Raw genomic sequence first — 18,478 nt, 5'->3', positions numbered from 1 at the left:
GAGATGCCTATTGAAATTTTATATTTCAGTGGGCAATTCTCTCAATGCTGATAGTGTTTTGAACTATCTTTAGATGTTTGTCCAGTTTATTGGTAGTTCAAAGTAGTATCAGCTCTTTGTTAATATTTTCGTCAGAGTTATAACATCCAAAGGTTTATAATAGAAATAACCTTGTGCTTCAACACATCCGTTTTTAACTAAAAATTCCGCTTGTTCTTTCGTTTCTACACCCTCGGCAATAACTTCAAGATTTAAACTGTTGGCTATAGAGATAATAGCTCTTGTTAATTCTCTATCATCTTTATCGACTAATGCATCCATAACAAAAGATTGATCTATTTTTAGTTTGTCTATCGGTAACTTTTTAATATAAGAAAGAGAAGAGTGTCCTGTTCCAAAGTCATCAATGGCAAGTTTTATACCGATATCTTTAAGTTGCTGAAGCATAATGATAGCTTGTTTAGGGTTTTTCATGACCTGTGTTTCCGTTACTTCAAACATTAGGTTTTCTGTAGATATTCCTGTGTTTTTAATAGTAGTCTTAACAAAATCTATAAAATCTTCATGGTTAAGTTGTATCATTGAAAGGTTTATAGATAAGATACCCACTTCAAGCCCAAGATCAATCCACTCTTGAAACTGTTTCATTGCATCTTGCATAACCTGTCTGTCTATCTCAACAATCAGTCCCGTATCTTCAGCTAATGGGATAAACTTTCCTGGAGGTACTAAACCAACTTCCGGATGATTCCATCTTATAAGAGCTTCCATACCGATGATCTTATTGTCGTTAATATTTACCTGCGGTTGAAAATAGACCTCAAATTCTCTGTTGACAATCGCTTCTCTTAGTTGTGTCTCTAAAGTTATACGCTCATAGGCTTTTTCAGTCATATCGTTGGTATAGAACTGATAAGTATTTCGACCTTTGTCTTTTGCTTTATACATTGCCGCATCAGCATTTTTTAGTAACTCTTCAGGAGTTTTCCCATGTAGAGGATAAAGCGCAATCCCAATACTACATGTGACATAAAATTGACGATGTGCAATCACAAACGGTTTTGTAAATAGCTGCATGATTTTTTGCAGGATATTAATAATATCGTTTTCATTATGCAAATCATTGAGTAATACCGTAAACTCATCACCACCCATACGAGCAACAGAGTCACTTTCTCTGACAATACTTTCAATATATTCCCCAACTATTATTAAGAGTTTATCGCCAAAATCATGGCCGAAAGAATCGTTAATCTCTTTGAAGTGATCGAGGTCAATAAATAAAACGGCAAATTTTTCTTTAGTACGCAGTGTGCTTTTTATACTCTGTTCGAGTCTGTCAAGAAATAGGACCCTGTTTGGAAGATCTGTCAACGCATCGTACTGTGCCTGGTGTTGCAGCAGGAGTGAACGTTCATCAAATGCTTTGGCAAGTTCCTCTAGCTCATCATGGGTTCCCAGTGGGCTACAAAACACTTCACTTTTGTGATCGGAATTTTTAACTCTATTAAAAAGTGTAAGAATTGGATCTGTAATACCGTTAGCCAACATATTTGACAAGATCATCCCAATTGAAATAAATACTACTCCAAGAATTAAGAGTTTTAAAAATATATCTTGCAGTGGAGCCATATATATCTTTTTAGGGACCCCTATCTCTAGAACTACATCTAGTTGTTTTAAAAACGAATCATTCTCTACCGTATGTAAAGATGAATGGTAGGTTATATCTTTTTGAAAGTTCAATGAGAAAATATTTTTATTGTCATGAAAGAGTTTTATGTATATATCATCGTTATTTATTAAAACTCTTTTTGCTATTTCATCCATTTTAAATACGACTATAGCTGCACCCTGTGTTGTGTTGTAGTACTCGATCGGTGCAATGATCACTAGTTTATCATCACCATCTTTGATATAGTAAGATACTTTTCCTAGAGCAAGAGCGGCTCTGAGTCTTGTAGATTGGTTGTAAAGGGGTATGTCTTTTTGCGTCTGAAAAATTGCCCTGCCGTCAAAGTCGACAATGTTTAAGTAAAGGACATCTTTCCCTTTCATAAAGTTGTCTACTAAAGGGGGCAGGTAAGTTTTTCTACCGTTTTTATCTATAAGAGAATTAACGATGAGTTCATTTTTTGTTAATAGAACACTGTTATCTATTAAATAACCTATCCTTTGATCAAGTTTTTCATAAATTGAGTGTGCTCTTGTTTTTAGAAGTGTATTCATTTGAGCACTCATATGGGAGTTGACAATGAACAATACAAGTAATGTTATGGAAAAAAGAGCAAAAGCAATAAGAGCACTGATAAGAACTACCACTCTTATTTTTATACTTTTAAAAGTTAATGATCTTAGTAAAAAACCCATATTTAATTACTCTTTCTTTTATTTATTTTTAATTGGTACAAGATGACCATCCTGATTGTATTTTGCCATATAATAATCTTTACCGTCTAACGCATCATGTCTTTTTTTACTAAAAGCCGGAGTATAGTTTTTAAGAACCCCTTGATAGTTTGGTAAATTCTCAAGTGCATTTTTGATTTTTACTTTGTCAGTCGTTCCCGCTTTTTCAATGGCAAGAGCTAACAGATAAACAATGTCATAAGCTTGAGCAACTCCAATAGGTGCTTTAATGTTTGCAGATTTTTTTACCATATATCTATTTTTATAGTTATCTAAAAGATGTTTCCCTTTAGCATTTAACTTACCGTCAAAAGAGAATGTCTGAAACACGCTTAAATTTAACTCTTTTAAAATATCTTCATTCTTTTGGAAAAAATCTCCACTTGTAATACCCCAATGGGAAACTATAGGTAAAGTTTTCTTTTGAACGTACAACGCTTGAAGTATTTTTGAAGCTTCTAATGGATTTGCAACCATAATAACAGAATCTGCCTGTGAATTTACAACTTGAGTAATCTCTTTGTCAAAACTGTTTTGTCCACGGTTGAAAACAATTTCAATAGCATCTATAATATTGTGTTTTTTGCAATACTGCTTCATTAGTTTTAGATTACTTCTACCCCAGACAGAGTTTTCAACTATAATAGCTGGTCTTGAATATTTTTGTGTTGTATACTTTACGATATATTCAGAAGCTAGTTTATCATTCGCAGATACACGAAAAATATAATTATCTTCATAGCCGTTTTGTACAATTCCCGCCGTAGCAGCCCAAGGAATTAAATAAGGTACTTTTAGTTCTTGGATAGTATCCATCTCTGCTGATATTACAGCACCGTGAACTCCTCCAATGATAGCTGCAAGATGTTTGTTTTTAGCGAATTCTTGAACATTTTGGATCCCTCTGCTGGCAATAGCTCTATGATCTTTGACGATAACTTTTAGAGGTTTTCCAAGTACACCGCCTTTGCTATTGATCTCTTCAACGGCTAATTCAGCTCCACGTTTTATGGCTAAACCGGCAACTTTTGAGTCTACCGAGACATCAGTGTCTATCCCTATTAGGATATGATCGTCAAACTTGAAATTTACTCCGTATTTGTTATATAGCAACTCTTGAGTCTTTGAGATAGTGTCTACTCCGATAATCTCTTCAAATTGTCCCGGAATATGAGCTGTTTTTGCTGCAAATTTTTGACGCTCTAGAGCACTTATTTGATGAATACGGACGCCACTTTGTTCGATTGTGTCTAAAAGTTTTGCTTCACGTCTTTGTGTCTCTTCTCTTTCCCACGGAGTAACCTCTTTAGCTGTATCGATAAGTATCATTTGAATATCTTGGGGAAGCTTATTAAATGTTTTTTCACTGAAAGATAATACATATCCAAGATATGCATGCTCACTTAATGTAAGATCGGACTGCTCCTTATGAAAGCCCATACTTACTATGGCTACTAAAGGATTTTCCTGCCCGTCTACAACTTTGTCATGCAGTGCTTGTTTTGTAGAGTAGAAGTCTATCGGAACAGGTTCTGCTCCAAATGACTTAAACTGTTCCATAATAATACGGCTTTTCATAACACGGATTTTTTTATCTTTAAAATCTTCTACCGAAAGGATAGGTTCATTTGCAGTAAAGTGTTTAAAACCATTTTCCCAGAATGAAACGCCGATAAGTCCGATAGACTTTAGTTTATGAAGTATCATCTCTCCCGGTTCGCCGTCTAACATATCGTATACGTCTTGACGTGTCGGAAAATAAAACGGCAGATCGGCATATTGTATAGAAGGAACTGCTACACTCATCTTTGCCGTAGGTGTCAAGATGATATCGATCTCTCCATCTCTTGCCATCTCTACCATCTGATGGTCGTTTCCTAATTGTTGCGCTGGAAATATATCTATAACGACTTTCCCGTTTGTTTTACGTTTTACCTCGTTTGCAAATTTTACGGATGCTTCATGTAAAGCACTGTCCACGGGAGTATTGTGTCCAAATTTTAAATGTATTAGATCATTGTTTGTAGACTTTTTTACTGTAGATGGCATGACATCTTTACCAAGAGACAAGTAGAATGCCCAAACTATTAAAATAGTTACAAGTAGTATTAGAAAAAGAGTAGCAATTTTTTTCATTATGAATCACTTTATAATATATAGGATTTAATTATATACAAAAAGACTTAAAATATTTATTGTCCCCATTTAGTTATAATTCGATTTATGAAAAAAGAACCGAATTTTACAGTAGTATCACCATATCAGCCGGCAGGGGATCAGCCAGAAGCGATCGAAAAATTAGCCAACTCCATCTTGGCCGGGAACCAATACCAAACACTAGAAGGTGTAACAGGTAGTGGAAAAACCCATACAATGGCGCGAATTATTGAAAAAGTAAAACGTCCTACGATCATTATGACCCATAACAAAACACTGGCAGCACAGCTTTATTCTGAGTTTCGTCAGTTTTTCCCAAACAATCATGTAGAGTACTTTGTCTCATACTACGATTACTATCAGCCTGAAGCTTACATCCCTCGTCAAGATCTTTTTATTGAAAAAGACAGTGCAATCAATGATGAGTTGGAGCGTCTTCGTTTAAGTTCGACGGCTAATCTGCTTTCATATGATGATGTTATTGTGATCGCGTCGGTTTCTGCTAACTACGGTTTGGGGGATCCAGAAGAATATATGACGATGGTCCAAGCTATTGAAGTTGGGGATGAGATCAATCAAAAACAGCTTCTTCTTCGTTTGGTAGAGATGGGATATAGCAGAAATGACAGTTATTTTGACAGCGGTCATATTCGTGTAAACGGTGAGTCTATTGATGTGTATCCACCTTATTTTGAACAAGAAGCGATCCGTATCGAGTTTTTTGGAGATGAGATCGAATCTATCTATACATTTGATGTAATCGATAACAAAAAACTAGAAGAGCATAAAAGTTTTACGATCTATGCAACAAGTCAGTTTAGCGTCTCTCAAGATAAGATGGCTGTAGCAATTAAGAGAATTGAAGAGGAACTTGACGAGAGGCTTGAGTACTTTCAAAAAGAGGGTAAACTTGTTGAATATCAGCGTTTAAAACAACGTGTAGAGTTTGACTTAGAGATGCTGGAAACTACAGGGATGTGTAAAGGGATCGAGAACTATTCAAGACTTTTGACAAATAAAAAGCCCGGTGAAGCACCTTTTACATTGCTAGATTACTTTGAAGTGAATCATAAAGATTATCTTGTGATCGTAGATGAATCGCACGTATCACTACCTCAGTACCGTGGAATGTATGCAGGAGACCGTGCGAGAAAAGAGGTGTTGGTTGAGTATGGTTTTAGACTCCCTTCAGCGCTTGACAACCGTCCATTAAAACTTGATGAGTACATCCACAAAGCACCACATTATCTTTTTGTTTCAGCGACACCAAATGAGTATGAACTGGAACTCTCTGCCGTAAAAGCAGAACAGATCATCCGTCCTACAGGGTTACTTGATCCGATCGTTGAGGTAAAACCATCAGACAATCAAGTGGAAGATGTTCACGATGAGATCAAGAAAACAGTTGCAAAAGATGAACGTGTTTTGATTACGGTTCTTACAAAGAAAATGGCAGAAGCTCTAACAAAATATTTGGCAGACCTTGGAATAAAAGTACAGTATATGCACTCCGATATAGATACGATCGAGAGGAACCAGATCATCCGTTCATTACGACTTGGAGAGTTTGAAGTACTGATCGGAATTAACTTGCTTCGTGAAGGTTTGGACTTGCCTGAGGTAAGTTTAGTTGCTATTTTAGATGCCGACAAAGAGGGCTTTTTAAGAAGTGAAACGGCACTGATTCAGACGATCGGACGTGCGGCAAGAAACGAAAACGGTCGTGTAATTTTGTATGCAAATAAGGTGACAGGTTCGATGCAAAGAGCTATGGATACAACAGCACACAGACGTGAAGTGCAAGAGAATTTCAATAAAGAACACGGCATCACTCCAAAAACAACGAAAAGAACACTCGATGAAAACTTGAAGATTGAAGATGGTGGCGGACTTTATCAAAAACACAAAAAAATGGATAAAATGCCCGCTAGTGAGAAAAAAGCAGTAGTAAAAGAGTTGTCATTAAAAATGAAACAAGCTGCAAAAGAGTTAAACTTTGAAGAAGCTGCTCGCCTGCGTGACGAAATCGCAAAAATAAAACAATTATAAAAGGAAAAACTTTTAATGGAAGAAACATTTAGCTCTTTAGCTACATACGGATATATAGCACTATTTTTATACTCACTTGGCGGTGGGTTTGTTGGACTTATTGCAGCAGGAGTGCTGAGTTACATGGGAAAAATGGATTTGGCAACTTCAATGGCTGTCGCTTTTATGGGGAATATGCTTGGTGATGTACTGCTGTTTTGGTTGACTAGAAATCAAAAGCACATGATGATGGAGGGGCTTAGAAAACATAGACGTAAACTGGCACTATCTCATATGATGATGAAAAAACACGGAGACTGGGTTATATTTATTCAAAAATATATCTATGGTCTTAAAACGATTATTCCGATCGCAATTGCACTTACAAAGTATGATTTTAAAAAGTTTGCAGTGTTGAACTTTTTTGCAGCGGCTGTATGGGCACTTGCTTTCGGGCTTGCAAGTTACTTTTTCGGAGCACCGCTTAAGGCCTTTGCACTGTATATATCTGATAATAAATGGTTAGCACCGGTGATTGTTTTTAGTATCGGGGGATTAATTTGGATGTATCTAACAAAGGCTACTAAAAAGTAGTCTTTGTAATTAGAAGTGTTTTATTTGATTTTCGGACCAGCTGCCGAGTAATCAAACTCGCTGTCTTCACTTTGATATTTGTGGAAGTTTTCTACAAACATGTTTGCAAGAGTGTTTCTTGTTTTATTGAACTCTTCAGTATCTTTCCAAGCATTTTTCGGATTAAGGACACTTGGTTTGATATCACCTAAAGTTTTTGGAATATTTAAACCAAATACCTCAGTAGTTTCAAATTCACAGTTATTGATCGAACCGTCTAAGATAGAGTTGATACATTCACGAGTATCTTTGATGCTCATGCGTTTACCAGTACCGTATTTTCCACCAGTCCAACCAGTGTTCACAAGGTAAACATTTACACCGTGTTTATCGATTTTTTCACCTAAAAGTTTTGCATAAACTGTTGGGTGTAACGGTAAGAAAGCTTCTCCAAAACATGCAGAGAATGTTGCTACCGGCTCAGTAATACCACGCTCAGTTCCTGCAACTTTTGCAGTATAACCGCTTAAGAAGTAGTACATTGCTTGTTCACGAGTAAGTTTTGATACAGGAGGTAATACACCGAATGCATCAGCTGTTAAGAAGATGATATTTTTCGGATGACCTGCCATAAGATCTGTTTTGTGATTTGGAATATGTTCAATTGGATAAGAAACACGAGTGTTTTCTGTTTTTGAACCATCATCGTAATCAACTTCACCGTCGTCATTTGTTACAACGTTTTCTAAAAGTGCATCTTTTTTTATTGCGCTGTAGATCTCTGGTTCACTTTTTGGATCAAGGTTGATAACTTTTGCATAGCATCCACCTTCAAAGTTAAATACCCCGTGGTTATCCCAACCATGCTCATCATCACCGATTAAAGCGCGGTTTGGATCAGTAGAAAGTGTAGTTTTTCCTGTTCCTGAAAGACCAAAGAATAGTGCAGTATCACCATCTTTACCTACATTTGCAGAACAGTGCATAGAAAGTTTACCCTCTAAAGGTAACCAGTAGTTCATCATCGAGAAGATACCTTTTTTCATCTCTCCACCGTAGTATGTACCACCAATGATCGCTAAGTTGTTTTCAACATCGAACATAACGAAAACTTCTGAGTTTAGTCCGTGCTCTTTCCATTTGTCATTTACTGTTTTACAAGCATTAAGTACTGTAAAATCAGATTTGAAAACTTCAAGTTCAGCAGAAGTTGGGCGGATAAACATGTTTTTTACAAAGTGAGATTGCCATGCGATTTCTGATACGAAACGTACAGAACGCTTAGAAGCCGGAGATGAGCCACAGAAAACATCTGTAACATATAAGTCTTTATTTGAAAGTTGTTCACATGCAACTTCATAAAGTTCTTCAAAAATATCTTGAGATACGGGTTTATTCACATCGCCCCATGCGATATATTTATTTGATGGATCGCGTTCGACAAAGTATTTGTCCATTGGACTACGTCCTGTGAAAATACCTGTGTCGACTGCGGTCGCACCTTGGTTGGTTGCTTCCACTTCATGATTGGCCAGCTCATGTTTATGAAGCTCGTCATAGCTTAAGTTGTGAAAGACTTGACCAATACTTTTTAGTCCTAAATCTTCTAATTCTTTAATGTCCATTTTTTACCTTCGGGGTATTTTAAAAAATTGATACCTGTATCTTAGTATCATCTAAGAGGTGAAATTATACAATGTGTATACCTAAATTAAAAGTAAAATGTTGAGAATATTCCAATATTTTACAAAATATTTCAAAGATTGAATGTTTTTTTAAATATCCAAATTAGTTTAAGATTTTTTAGATAAAATTCCTTTCTCTTTTTTTAATGGTCGCGTAACTCAGTGGTAGAGTGCTTCCTTGACATGGAAGTGGTCGTTGGTTCAAGTCCAATCGTGACCACCATCTATTTTAAACTTCCTTACTTAATTTTCTATGCTTCATTATCCGGTTTTATAAAGAATGCACAATATTTTTGTTCAGTATTTTTTGGTGTAATATGGATGAACTCTTCACTTTTAACCAAACTCAAACCTTTAGGCAACTCATTTTTGATAATATCGCTGCTATATTGTGCTGTTTTTAAACCAGCACACTCTGTCTCTCCGTTTAGTGCAAAAGTATTTATGATTGCTATTCCATCAGGTAGTAAACTTTCCTTTAATACCTCAAAATATTTTTTTCTATCCGAACTGTTTAGTAAAAAGTGAAACATCGCTCTGTCATGCCAGACTTTAAATTTTTGCTTCGGTTTGAAGTTGACAATATCTGAACAGTTAAAAGTAGGGATCTCTGCATTCTCACCAAGTCTTTTTTTGACAGTTTCTAAAGGTTCATGAGCTGCATCAAGTAAAGAGATGTTTTTATACCCATCTGCGATCAAGTTGTCAACAAGTAAAGATGCCCCGCAGCCAACATCTATAATGGCATCATCTTTAGATGCATATTGTTGAATCTGTTCGAGCGATCTGCTTGGATGTGTCTGGTGCCATAGTACCTGAGTATAATCTCTTGTATTAAAAAAGTTATTCCAGTAATTTTGACGTACTTCATCTAAAGGTTTTTTGGTGGCTTTAAAGAGGGCTCCCTGAGTGGTTTCGGCTGTTGTGTAATGTGTTAAGCCCCCAAATTCAATATTTTCAAAACCGGCTTGTTTCATTATGTTGAGTAGTTCATCTTTGCGTAATGTTCCGGCGACGCAGTTAGCCCAATCCTCTTTTTCAGAAGAACAACAAGCAGTTAGCTCTTTGGAACAACACTCACTTGAATTTTCCGTAATATCGATCATATCTGCGAACATCAACCTTCCATTAGGTTTTAGTATTCTGTGAATCTCAGCAAAGACACTCTCTTTACAACCCGTTAAATTAATCGCTCCATTTGAGATCACAACATCTATGCTGTTTTCTTCAAGACCGGTATCATCAAAGCTAGATTCTTTTACAATTACATTTGTAAGTCCGGCAAGTTCAGCGTGATATTTTGCTTTTTCAACCATTTTTGGAGTTATATCTATGCCGATTGCCTGACCTTTATCTCCTACTTTTAATGCGCTTACAAGTAAATCAACACCTGCACCGCATCCAAGATCAACAACACTCTCTCCTTCATGAATCTCACCCAAAGTAAAAGGATTACCTACTGCGGCACAATACTCCCATACCTCAGAAGGAAGTTTCTCAATCCATTCTTGTTTATAACCGTGAGCTTTGGCGTTTTCAAGACCTTTGTCCCATCCAAAATCTTTTTGTGGATTATTTGCCAGTTCTGTATAGAGGGTGATTATTTGTGTTGTATCTGCCATTTAAGGGTACTCCATATATGATGCTAAAAATTTAAATAAGATCGCAATTATAGTATAAACCAGATATTTGTCTTCGTAAAACTCTAAATATTTTTAATATTGTATTTAGAATGAATTAAGTTCATTTTATGAATTGCTGCACTACAATGAGTGGAATATTCCAAAGGAAAATAGTATGAGTTTAAAAAAGAAAGTTCAAGAGCTCAAAAGAGACTTAATACTTGAAGAGGCATCAAAACTCTTCCAAAATGAGGGTTATGAAAATATGAAAGTAGCAGAACTGGCCTCAAATGTCGGTGTGTCAGTTGGCTCTATCTACACAATTTTCGGTTCAAAAGAGAACCTTTACAACAACTATATATTGAATCAAATTGATTACTATCTTGAAATACTGGAAAACAAAATTAAAGATGTAAACGACCCGTATAAAAAACTTCAAATATTAACAAACATTAAATTTCAAGCCTTTACCTCCCATAAAAACGTACTACATATAGGTGTGAACCATCCATTGTTTTATATAAATACTTACAACTTTACAGATGAAGATGATGTGATGATGCATGTATATAGATTTATTAGTGAAAATATCATGGAGTCTTTGAGAGAAAAAGTAAACACTTCTAAAACTTCAATGGAAATGACTTTATTATATGATAGTATTAGTACTGCGATGGTAAAACACTGGGTCATTGTAAACGATGATTTAATGCAAAAAAGCGATGAGCTGGTGGAAAGTTTTTTATTACTGGTTAAAAACAGATGAGAGGGAGTGTTATGAAGAAGATGAAACTACTTTTATTGACAGTTTTTGCAACTATCAGCCTATGGGGTGCACCACAATCTTCAGAGGTAAAAATCAGTATTGTTATGGACGCTCAAACCTCTCAATATCAAAAGATAAAAGATGAACTCTCAACAGAACTCAAAGTGATGACACAGGGTGAATTTAAAATAGATTTTACGAAGCCTATTATTATTGATTGGTCAACTTCTAAGGCCCAAGAAGCAATAGACAGATTACAAAACGAACCTAATGTAGATATGATCATAACGATTGGCCTTGTATCTACAAACACCGCTTTGAAAGAAAAAGCACTTAAAAAACCAACTTTTGCACCTTATTTACTAGATTTTAAACAGCAGCAATCTCAATCAAATAAGCAGAACCTGAATTACCTTGCTTTTGGTACCCCTTTTGATATTGCTCTTAAAGACTTTTTAGATGTTGTAAACTTTAAAAACATGACACTGATCGTAGATGAAAAACTATCATCATCCCTTCCTGATGCAATGGATAGTTTGAAAAAATCTACTTTAAACAAAGGTATAAATCTTCATGTAATTGTAAGCGGTTCTAAAAATCCACTTGAACAAATACCTGCAGATACTCAGGCTGTTATGCTTACGCCGCTTCCCTCTTTAAGTGCTGCATCAAAACAAAAGCTAATAGAGACTTTAGTACAGAATCGTCTTCCAAGTTACTCTTTTGGAGATGATCTAAGCGTTTATGACGGGGTTATGATGTCATCGGTATCGACTGAGAATACCTCTAGAAGAATTAGACAGTTAGCACTGAATATTCAAGCAGTATTGCGAGGTGAAAATCTTCAGCAACTCCCTACAAAATTTGAAGATAAACACGAACTCCTGATTAATTTAAATACTACAAATAAAATTGGTGTCTATCCCTCTTTTGAACTTCTTAATAAAGCAAAGGTGATAGGGGACGGCGAACGGATAGAAGGAAAGGCTCTTAGTTTAAGCGATGTTGCCAAACTTGCAATAAAAAACAATCTTTACATTATTGCTGGAGAGCTGGGAGTAAAACAGGAAGATGAAAACATCAAAGAGGTTCGATCTGTCTTACTTCCTCAAATTAGAGGTAGTGTCTCCTATACGCAGCAAAATAGTGACAATGTATACGTAAAAAACGGTTTTTATGCTGAGAAAAGTTCAATGGGTGCTATTAAAGTTCATCAGGTTCTTTTTTCAGAAAAAGCTTTGGCTGCTTTAGAGATACAAAAAAAAGTAAAAGCTGCCACTGTAGCACAGCAGCGTACATTGGAGATGGATGTTGTAGAACAAGCTACGACAATGTTTTTAAATATACTTATAGCTCAAACACAATTGAAAGTAGAAAAAGAGAATCTAAAATTAACAAAGTCAAATCTAGAGATGGCACAAGCCCGTGTAGATGCAGGGACATCTGACCTTTCAGATCTTTATCATTGGGAGAGTAGAATAGCTACCTCAAAACAGCGTGTACTTCAGGCGAAAGCTGGTGTAGAACAGGCTCAAGATGCACTTAATTTGATTTTACACTATCCTATAACACAGAGAATAAAGACCGTTCCCGCTACATTGGAGGATCCGGCGTTACTTATCAGTAACAAAGAGCTTCTCTCTTTGATCTCAAATGAAAACGATCTAAAGCGTATAAATGATTATATTGTTCAAGAAGGCTTGAAAAATGCATCGGAATTGCAGATGTACAACGGTTACATAGCTGCTCAAAAGCGTAAACTGACATCGGACCGCAGAACGTACTTCTCACCAGATGTTGAGTTTGTGGGAGAGGTATCGAGAGTTTTTGATGAACAACGTAACCCTGCATCAGGTTTTAGTTTGGAAGATCAAACCAATTGGAGTGCAAGTGTTGTCCTTTCACTCCCTTTATACGAGGGGAGTGCTAGAGGTGCCCGTTCATCACATTCTCAGCTTAAATTGCAGCAATTGCAACTCTCAAAAGAGCAGGAGGAAAACTCAATAGAGCAACAGATCCGTTACGATCTTCATACTATCCGCTCTAGTTATCCCTCTATCGAACTGACTGAACAGGCGGCAAAAGCGGCAAGAAAAAGTTTTGAACTTGTGCAAAACAACTATGCAAAAGGGACTCGTTCTATGACCGATCTGCTTGTAGCCCAAAATGAAACCCTTTTGGCTGATCAAAGATCTGCAAGTGCCATCTATAAGTTTCTAACAGATCTGATGAACTTGCAAAGAGATATGGGAAGGTTTGACTTTTTTATGGATGAATCTGAGCGTAAATCGTTTACAAAAGAGTTTTTCTCAACTTTAGAAAATTCGCATAACCAATCACACAAAACATCAAAGGTAAAAGAATGAATAAAACTGTTTTAAAAAAGGTTCTCTTCGGAGTTTTAGTTGTTGGCGCTTTCATCATATATTACATGATGGAAAACTTAAATTCAAATCAGCTGAGTGATGCCTTTGCATCAGGAAACGGGCGCCTTGAGATGACGGAAGTTGATATAGCTACGAAGTATCCGGGACGGGTAAAAGATGTATTGGTGCAAGAGGGTGAGATAGTTTCAAAAGGTCAGTTAATGGCTAAACTCGATACCAAAGAGTTAGAGGCAAGGTTAAAACAAACAGAAGCGATGGTGCAGCAGGCTATTCAGCAAAAAGAGTATTCAAAAGCAATAGTAGCTCAACGCAAAAGCGAATTGTCTCTTGCACAAAAGAATTTAGAACGTTCAAAATTACTCTATGTAAATAAAAATATTTCTTTAGTACAGCTGCAACAAGATGAAACAAGACTCAAAAGTGCAAAAGCAGCTCTAGCAGCTGCAAAAGCTCAGGTTATCAGTGCCGAGGCTTCAATAGAAGCGGCAAAGGCGCAAGTAGAGACTATAAAGGTTAATATTGAGGAGTGTAGTTTATATGCTCCGATCAACGCTAGGGTGTTATATAAACTAGTTGAACCGGGTGAGATTGTAGGCAGCGGTACAAAACTATATACTCTTTTAGATGTAACAGATACATTTATGACAATATTTCTACCTACTGCCGATGCAGGACGTGTAGCAATTGGAAGTGAAGCACGTATTATGATCGATGCATTGCCAAACAAGCCGATACCCGCTTTTGTATCTTTTGTTTCTCCTGAGGCACAGTTTACTCCAAAGGAGATTGAAACTGATAAGGAGCGTGCAAAACTTATGTTCCGCATAAAAGTAAAGGTTGATCCAAAAATTATAAAAGATGGTTTTAAAAGTGCCAAAAGCGGTCTTCCGGGTGTAGCTTATGTGCGTTTAGAGAGTTCAACATCGTGGCCTGAGTATCTTCAAGTGACAGAGAATAATAAAACTACTCCATGAAACCTGTTGTCCATATAGAAAACCTTTCTCATCACTATGGCAGCACAGTTGCGGTAGATAATGTAAGTTTAGATATCCCATCAGGATGTATGGTCGGGTTTATAGGCCCTGATGGTGTGGGGAAATCAAGTATGCTTGCATTGGTCTCAGGTGTGCGTAAACTCCAAGAAGGTTCTATCGAAGTACTTGATTATAATATTGATTTGCAAAATGACAGAAATGCTATAGGGCCACGCATTGCATTTATGCCTCAAGGTTTAGGCAAAAACCTTTATATGTCACTTTCAGTTGAAGAGAACATCGATTTTTTCGGCCGTCTGTTTGGTCAAAGCAAGGCTGAGAGAAAAGCTAGAATCACAGAACTATTAGCCAGTACGGGGCTGACTCCCTTTAGAGATCGTCCGGCAGGAAAATTATCTGGAGGGATGAAACAAAAACTGGGACTTTGTTGTGCCCTGATTCACGATCCGGAACTTTTAATACTTGATGAGCCGACAACGGGTGTAGACCCACTCTCCAGACGTCAGTTTTGGGAGCTTGTTGAGAGAATTCGAAAAAGACGTGAAGGGATGAGTGTCATTATTGCAACGGCTTATATGGAAGAGGCTGAGCGCTTTGACTGGCTTGTTGCGATGGATGAGGGTAAAATTCTCTCTACGGGAACACCTAAAGAACTTCTCTTACAAACGAAAACTACTAATCTTGATGAAGCATTTATCGCTTTACTTCCTGAAGCAAAACGACAAGGGCATGAACTTTTACAAATTCCTCCACGAAAAGTTCAAGAAGATGAAACTAAAGCTATCGTTGCCAAAGGTTTGACCATGCGTTTTGGCGACTTTACCGCCGTTAATGATGTAAGCTTCTCTATTGAACGCGGTGAAATTTTTGGATTTTTAGGTTCCAACGGTTGCGGGAAGACAACGACAATGAAGATGTTAACGGGACTGTTAACCCCTTCAAGTGGAGAATCATGGTTATTTGAACAACCGACAGATGCTCAGGATATGGCTACGAGAAATCAAGTAGGCTATATGACACAATCTTTTTCTCTTTATAGCGAGCTGACAGTACTCCAAAACCTTATGCTCCATGCACGATTGTTTCACATTCCAAAAGAGAAGATTAAAAAGCGTATTGATGAGATGATAGAGCGTTTTGATTTAGAGCATTACAAAGACTCTTTAACAGCTGATCTTCCTTTAGGAATCCGCCAGCGCCTCTCTTTAGCCGTAGCGGTTGTACACCATCCTAAAATGCTTATACTTGACGAACCGACTTCCGGAGTTGACCCGATATCTAGGGATCGTTTCTGGGAGCTGCTGATAGACCTCTCTCGTAATGACGGTGTAACTATATTTGTCTCAACTCACTTTATGAATGAGGGTGAGCGCTGTGACAGAATATCTCTGATGCATGAGGGGCGTGTACTTGCAAGTGATACACCTGAAGCACTAACAAAACAACGAAATAAAGAAACACTTGAAGAAGCATTTATTGAGTATTTGGAAGAAGCAAGCGGAGTTAAGGGACAAAAAGAGAGTGAAGCTGAAGTGGTAGAGTTTGAACAGTCAAAACAACCGAACCGTTTTTTTAGCCCGCTGCGTCTTTTTGGTTACAGCTATCGTGAAACACTAGAACTTTTGCGTGATCCGATACGCCTTATGTTCGCTTCATTAGGTACGATTTTGCTTATGCTCACTTTGGGATACGGGATCACAATGGATGTAGAGGATCTGCGTTTTGCAGTGCTCGATCAAGATCGCACACCTCAAAGCCGTGACTATATTCAAAACCTTTCAGGATCCAGATATTTTCTCGAACAATCCCCTATCTATTCCCAAGATGAACTCGAAGACCGGATGCGAAGTGGAAAGATTGCCGTTGCCCTTGAGATACCGCCCGGTTTTGGGCGTAATTTGAAACAGGGACGAGATGTTGAGATCGGTGTATGGATCGATGGAGCTATGCCTTTTAGGGCAGAGACTATTAAAGGGTATATAAGCGGGATGCATTATAACTATATACTTTCATTAGCTCGTCAAACTTTAGGATATACTCCAAGTTTGTCTGCTGCAAATATCGAAATGCGTTACCGTTATAACCAAGACTTTAAAAGTATCTATGCAATGGTTCCTGCTGTAATTCCGATGTTACTGGTTTTTATACCTTCTATTTTAATGGCACTGAGTATTGTACGTGAAAAAGAGCTCGGCTCCATTACTAACTTCTATGCAACTCCTGTGACCCGCTTTGAGTTTTTACTCGGGAAGCAGCTTCCGTATATCGTGATCAGTATGATAGGTTTTTTAGGACTGATTCTTTTTGCAATATTTCTTTTTGGAGTGCCGCTAAAAGGGAGCTTGACAACTCTTATTGTTGGAGCACTGCTTTTTGTTACCACTACAACGGGGATGGGACTGTTAATATCGGCTTTTGCCAGAACACAGATTGCAGCGATTGCCGGGACAGCCATACTTACGCTTTTACCGACAATCAGTTTTTCAGGATTAAAAGACCCCGTGAGTTCCTTAGAAGGGGTAGGGGCTTTTATCGGGGAGATATTCCCGGCAACATTTTTTATTAATATCAGTCGGGGTGTTTTTAGTAAGGCCTTGGAGTTCAAAGATTTAACCCATGACTTGATGGGATTAACTGCAGCCGTGATTGTAATTACGCTGCTTAGCGCATTAGCACTGAAAAAACAGGAACAGTAATGAAAAAAAGGCTATTAAACATATGGTATTTAGGTCTCAAAGAACTTCAAAGTCTTTGGCAGGATAAAGTTATGCTGTTTTTGATCATATATTCATTTTCTCTAGGTATTTACATAGGTGCAACCTCTGCAAGTTCAGAGTTAAATAAAGTGCCCATCGCCTTTGTAGATGAAGATCGTTCACCCCTTTCAGCACGTTTGATGAAAGCTTTTCATGAACCTGAATTCCTCTCTCCTGACGTTATAGATGCTGATGAGATCGATAAAAATATGGATGAGGGGATTTATACTTTTGTTATAACTATTCCGCCATCTTTTGAAAAAGAGCTTTTACAGGGGAAACACCCGACTGTGCAAGTCAATATTGATGCGACACGGATGTCTCAGGCGGGAATCGGAGCCGGGTATATTCAACAGATGATCAATGATGAACTCAATATCTTTTTAAACGGTTACAAAACAAGTGCATCATTGCCGATCAACTTGGTAACGAGAATAAAGTTCAATCCTACACTCGATAGTCTGTGGTTTGGAAGTGTAATGAAACTAATTGAGCAGATCTCAATGCTTTCAATCATACTCTCAGGTGCGGCACTAATCCGTGAACGAGAGCATGGAACACTCGAACACCTATTGGTTATGCCACTTAGTGCTACAGAGATAATGCTTTCTAAAGTATGGTCTATGGGGCTGGTAGTTGTTGTGTCATCAGCGCTTTCTTTATTTTTTCTCATTAAATGGATATTGGCAGTTCCTATTATAGGGTCTGAATGGCTATTTTTATTTGGTGCCTTACTGATGCTTTTTGCTACTACCTCAATGGGGATCTTTATGGGGACTGTTGCTAGAACAATGCCGCAGCTTGGACTCATTGTTATTTTGACAATCTTACCGCTGCAAGTACTCTCAGGAAGCGTTACCCCTTTTGACAGTATGCCTGAAGGGATTCAAGATGTGATGCTTTTAATGCCTACAAGTCATTTTGTAAGTATGGCTCAAGCTGTTTTATACCGAGGAGCAGGGATCGATGTTGTATGGACTGAACTTTTAGCTATTGTTGCTATCGGTATGCTGTTTTTCCTTATCTCTTTGGCAATTTTTCGTAAAAGTTTAGCGAGCGAATAGTGATACAAAAGTTTTTATTTTTTAGTTTGATGATTT

At 37.4% G+C, this 18,478-nt stretch carries 11 protein-coding genes and 1 tRNA gene; 8 read left to right on the top strand and 4 right to left on the bottom strand.

Going from position 1 to position 18,478, the window contains the following annotated elements; genetic code table 11:
- Window positions 1–108 precede the first annotated feature (108 nt).
- Together QWY88_RS09640 and QWY88_RS09635 are read right to left on the bottom strand one after the other, a co-directional pair.
- Window positions 109–2,370, bottom strand: coding sequence for a bifunctional diguanylate cyclase/phosphodiesterase (locus QWY88_RS09640; protein WP_304546177.1), 2,262 nt, complete (start codon window positions 2,368–2,370; stop codon window positions 109–111).
- Window positions 2,371–2,388: 18 nt separating this feature from the next.
- Window positions 2,389–4,545, bottom strand: coding sequence for a DctP family TRAP transporter solute-binding subunit (locus tag QWY88_RS09635; RefSeq protein WP_304546176.1), 2,157 nt, complete (start codon window positions 4,543–4,545; stop codon window positions 2,389–2,391).
- A gap of 87 nt (window positions 4,546–4,632) precedes the next feature.
- Between QWY88_RS09635 and uvrB the strand changes: the two genes are divergently transcribed.
- Together uvrB and QWY88_RS09625 are read left to right on the top strand one after the other, a co-directional pair.
- Window positions 4,633–6,615: an excinuclease ABC subunit UvrB gene (gene uvrB / locus QWY88_RS09630; RefSeq protein ID WP_304546175.1), complete on the top strand. Its 1,983-nt coding sequence runs from the start codon at window positions 4,633–4,635 to the stop codon at window positions 6,613–6,615.
- 15 nt (window positions 6,616–6,630) lie between these two features.
- A complete protein-coding gene (locus QWY88_RS09625) occupies window positions 6,631–7,188 on the top strand; it encodes a DedA family protein (protein ID WP_304546174.1) in 558 nt (185 codons plus the stop codon).
- Between the two features lie 20 nt (window positions 7,189–7,208).
- Here the strand turns inward: QWY88_RS09625 and pckA are convergent, their stop codons facing one another.
- A complete protein-coding gene (gene pckA / locus QWY88_RS09620) occupies window positions 7,209–8,792 on the bottom strand; it encodes a phosphoenolpyruvate carboxykinase (ATP) (protein WP_304546173.1) in 1,584 nt (527 codons plus the stop codon).
- A gap of 208 nt (window positions 8,793–9,000) precedes the next feature.
- Here pckA and QWY88_RS09615 point away from each other — a divergent pair.
- Window positions 9,001–9,075, top strand: a tRNA-Val gene (locus QWY88_RS09615).
- A gap of 28 nt (window positions 9,076–9,103) precedes the next feature.
- On the opposite strand, the gene QWY88_RS09610 is transcribed toward QWY88_RS09615, so the two are convergent.
- Window positions 9,104–10,474 carry a methyltransferase domain-containing protein gene (locus QWY88_RS09610; RefSeq protein WP_304546172.1) on the bottom strand — a complete coding sequence of 457 codons (1,371 nt, stop codon included), beginning with the start codon at window positions 10,472–10,474 and terminating at the stop codon, window positions 9,104–9,106.
- Between the two features lie 175 nt (window positions 10,475–10,649).
- Here QWY88_RS09610 and QWY88_RS09605 point away from each other — a divergent pair, with 175 nt between their 5' ends.
- From QWY88_RS09605 to QWY88_RS09585, 5 genes are read left to right on the top strand one after another with little or no spacing between them, the layout of a single operon-like run.
- Window positions 10,650–11,240, top strand: a complete 591-nt coding sequence (locus QWY88_RS09605) for a TetR/AcrR family transcriptional regulator (protein WP_304546171.1) — start codon at window positions 10,650–10,652, stop codon at window positions 11,238–11,240.
- Window positions 11,241–11,251: 11 nt separating this feature from the next.
- Window positions 11,252–13,606: a TolC family protein gene (locus QWY88_RS09600; RefSeq protein WP_304546170.1), complete on the top strand. Its 2,355-nt coding sequence runs from the start codon at window positions 11,252–11,254 to the stop codon at window positions 13,604–13,606.
- Window positions 13,603–14,601, top strand: coding sequence for an HlyD family secretion protein (locus QWY88_RS09595; protein ID WP_304546169.1), 999 nt, complete (start codon window positions 13,603–13,605; stop codon window positions 14,599–14,601). Before QWY88_RS09600 ends, QWY88_RS09595 begins: the two co-directional genes overlap by 4 nt.
- Window positions 14,598–17,318, top strand: coding sequence for a ribosome-associated ATPase/putative transporter RbbA (gene rbbA, locus QWY88_RS09590; protein ID WP_304546168.1), 2,721 nt, complete (start codon window positions 14,598–14,600; stop codon window positions 17,316–17,318). The genes QWY88_RS09595 and rbbA overlap by 4 nt, the downstream gene beginning before the upstream one ends.
- Entirely contained in the window at window positions 17,318–18,442 is a 1,125-nt protein-coding gene (locus QWY88_RS09585; RefSeq protein ID WP_304546167.1) for an ABC transporter permease, read from the top strand. Before rbbA ends, QWY88_RS09585 begins: the two co-directional genes overlap by 1 nt.
- Window positions 18,443–18,478 lie beyond the last annotated feature (36 nt).

Source organism: Sulfurimonas sp. hsl 1-7, from assembly GCF_030577135.1.
Lineage (GTDB): Bacteria > Campylobacterota > Campylobacteria > Campylobacterales > Sulfurimonadaceae > Sulfurimonas > Sulfurimonas microaerophilus.
The sequence above is the reverse complement of the archived record's forward strand: the minus strand, read 5'-3'. Positions and strand labels throughout refer to the sequence as shown.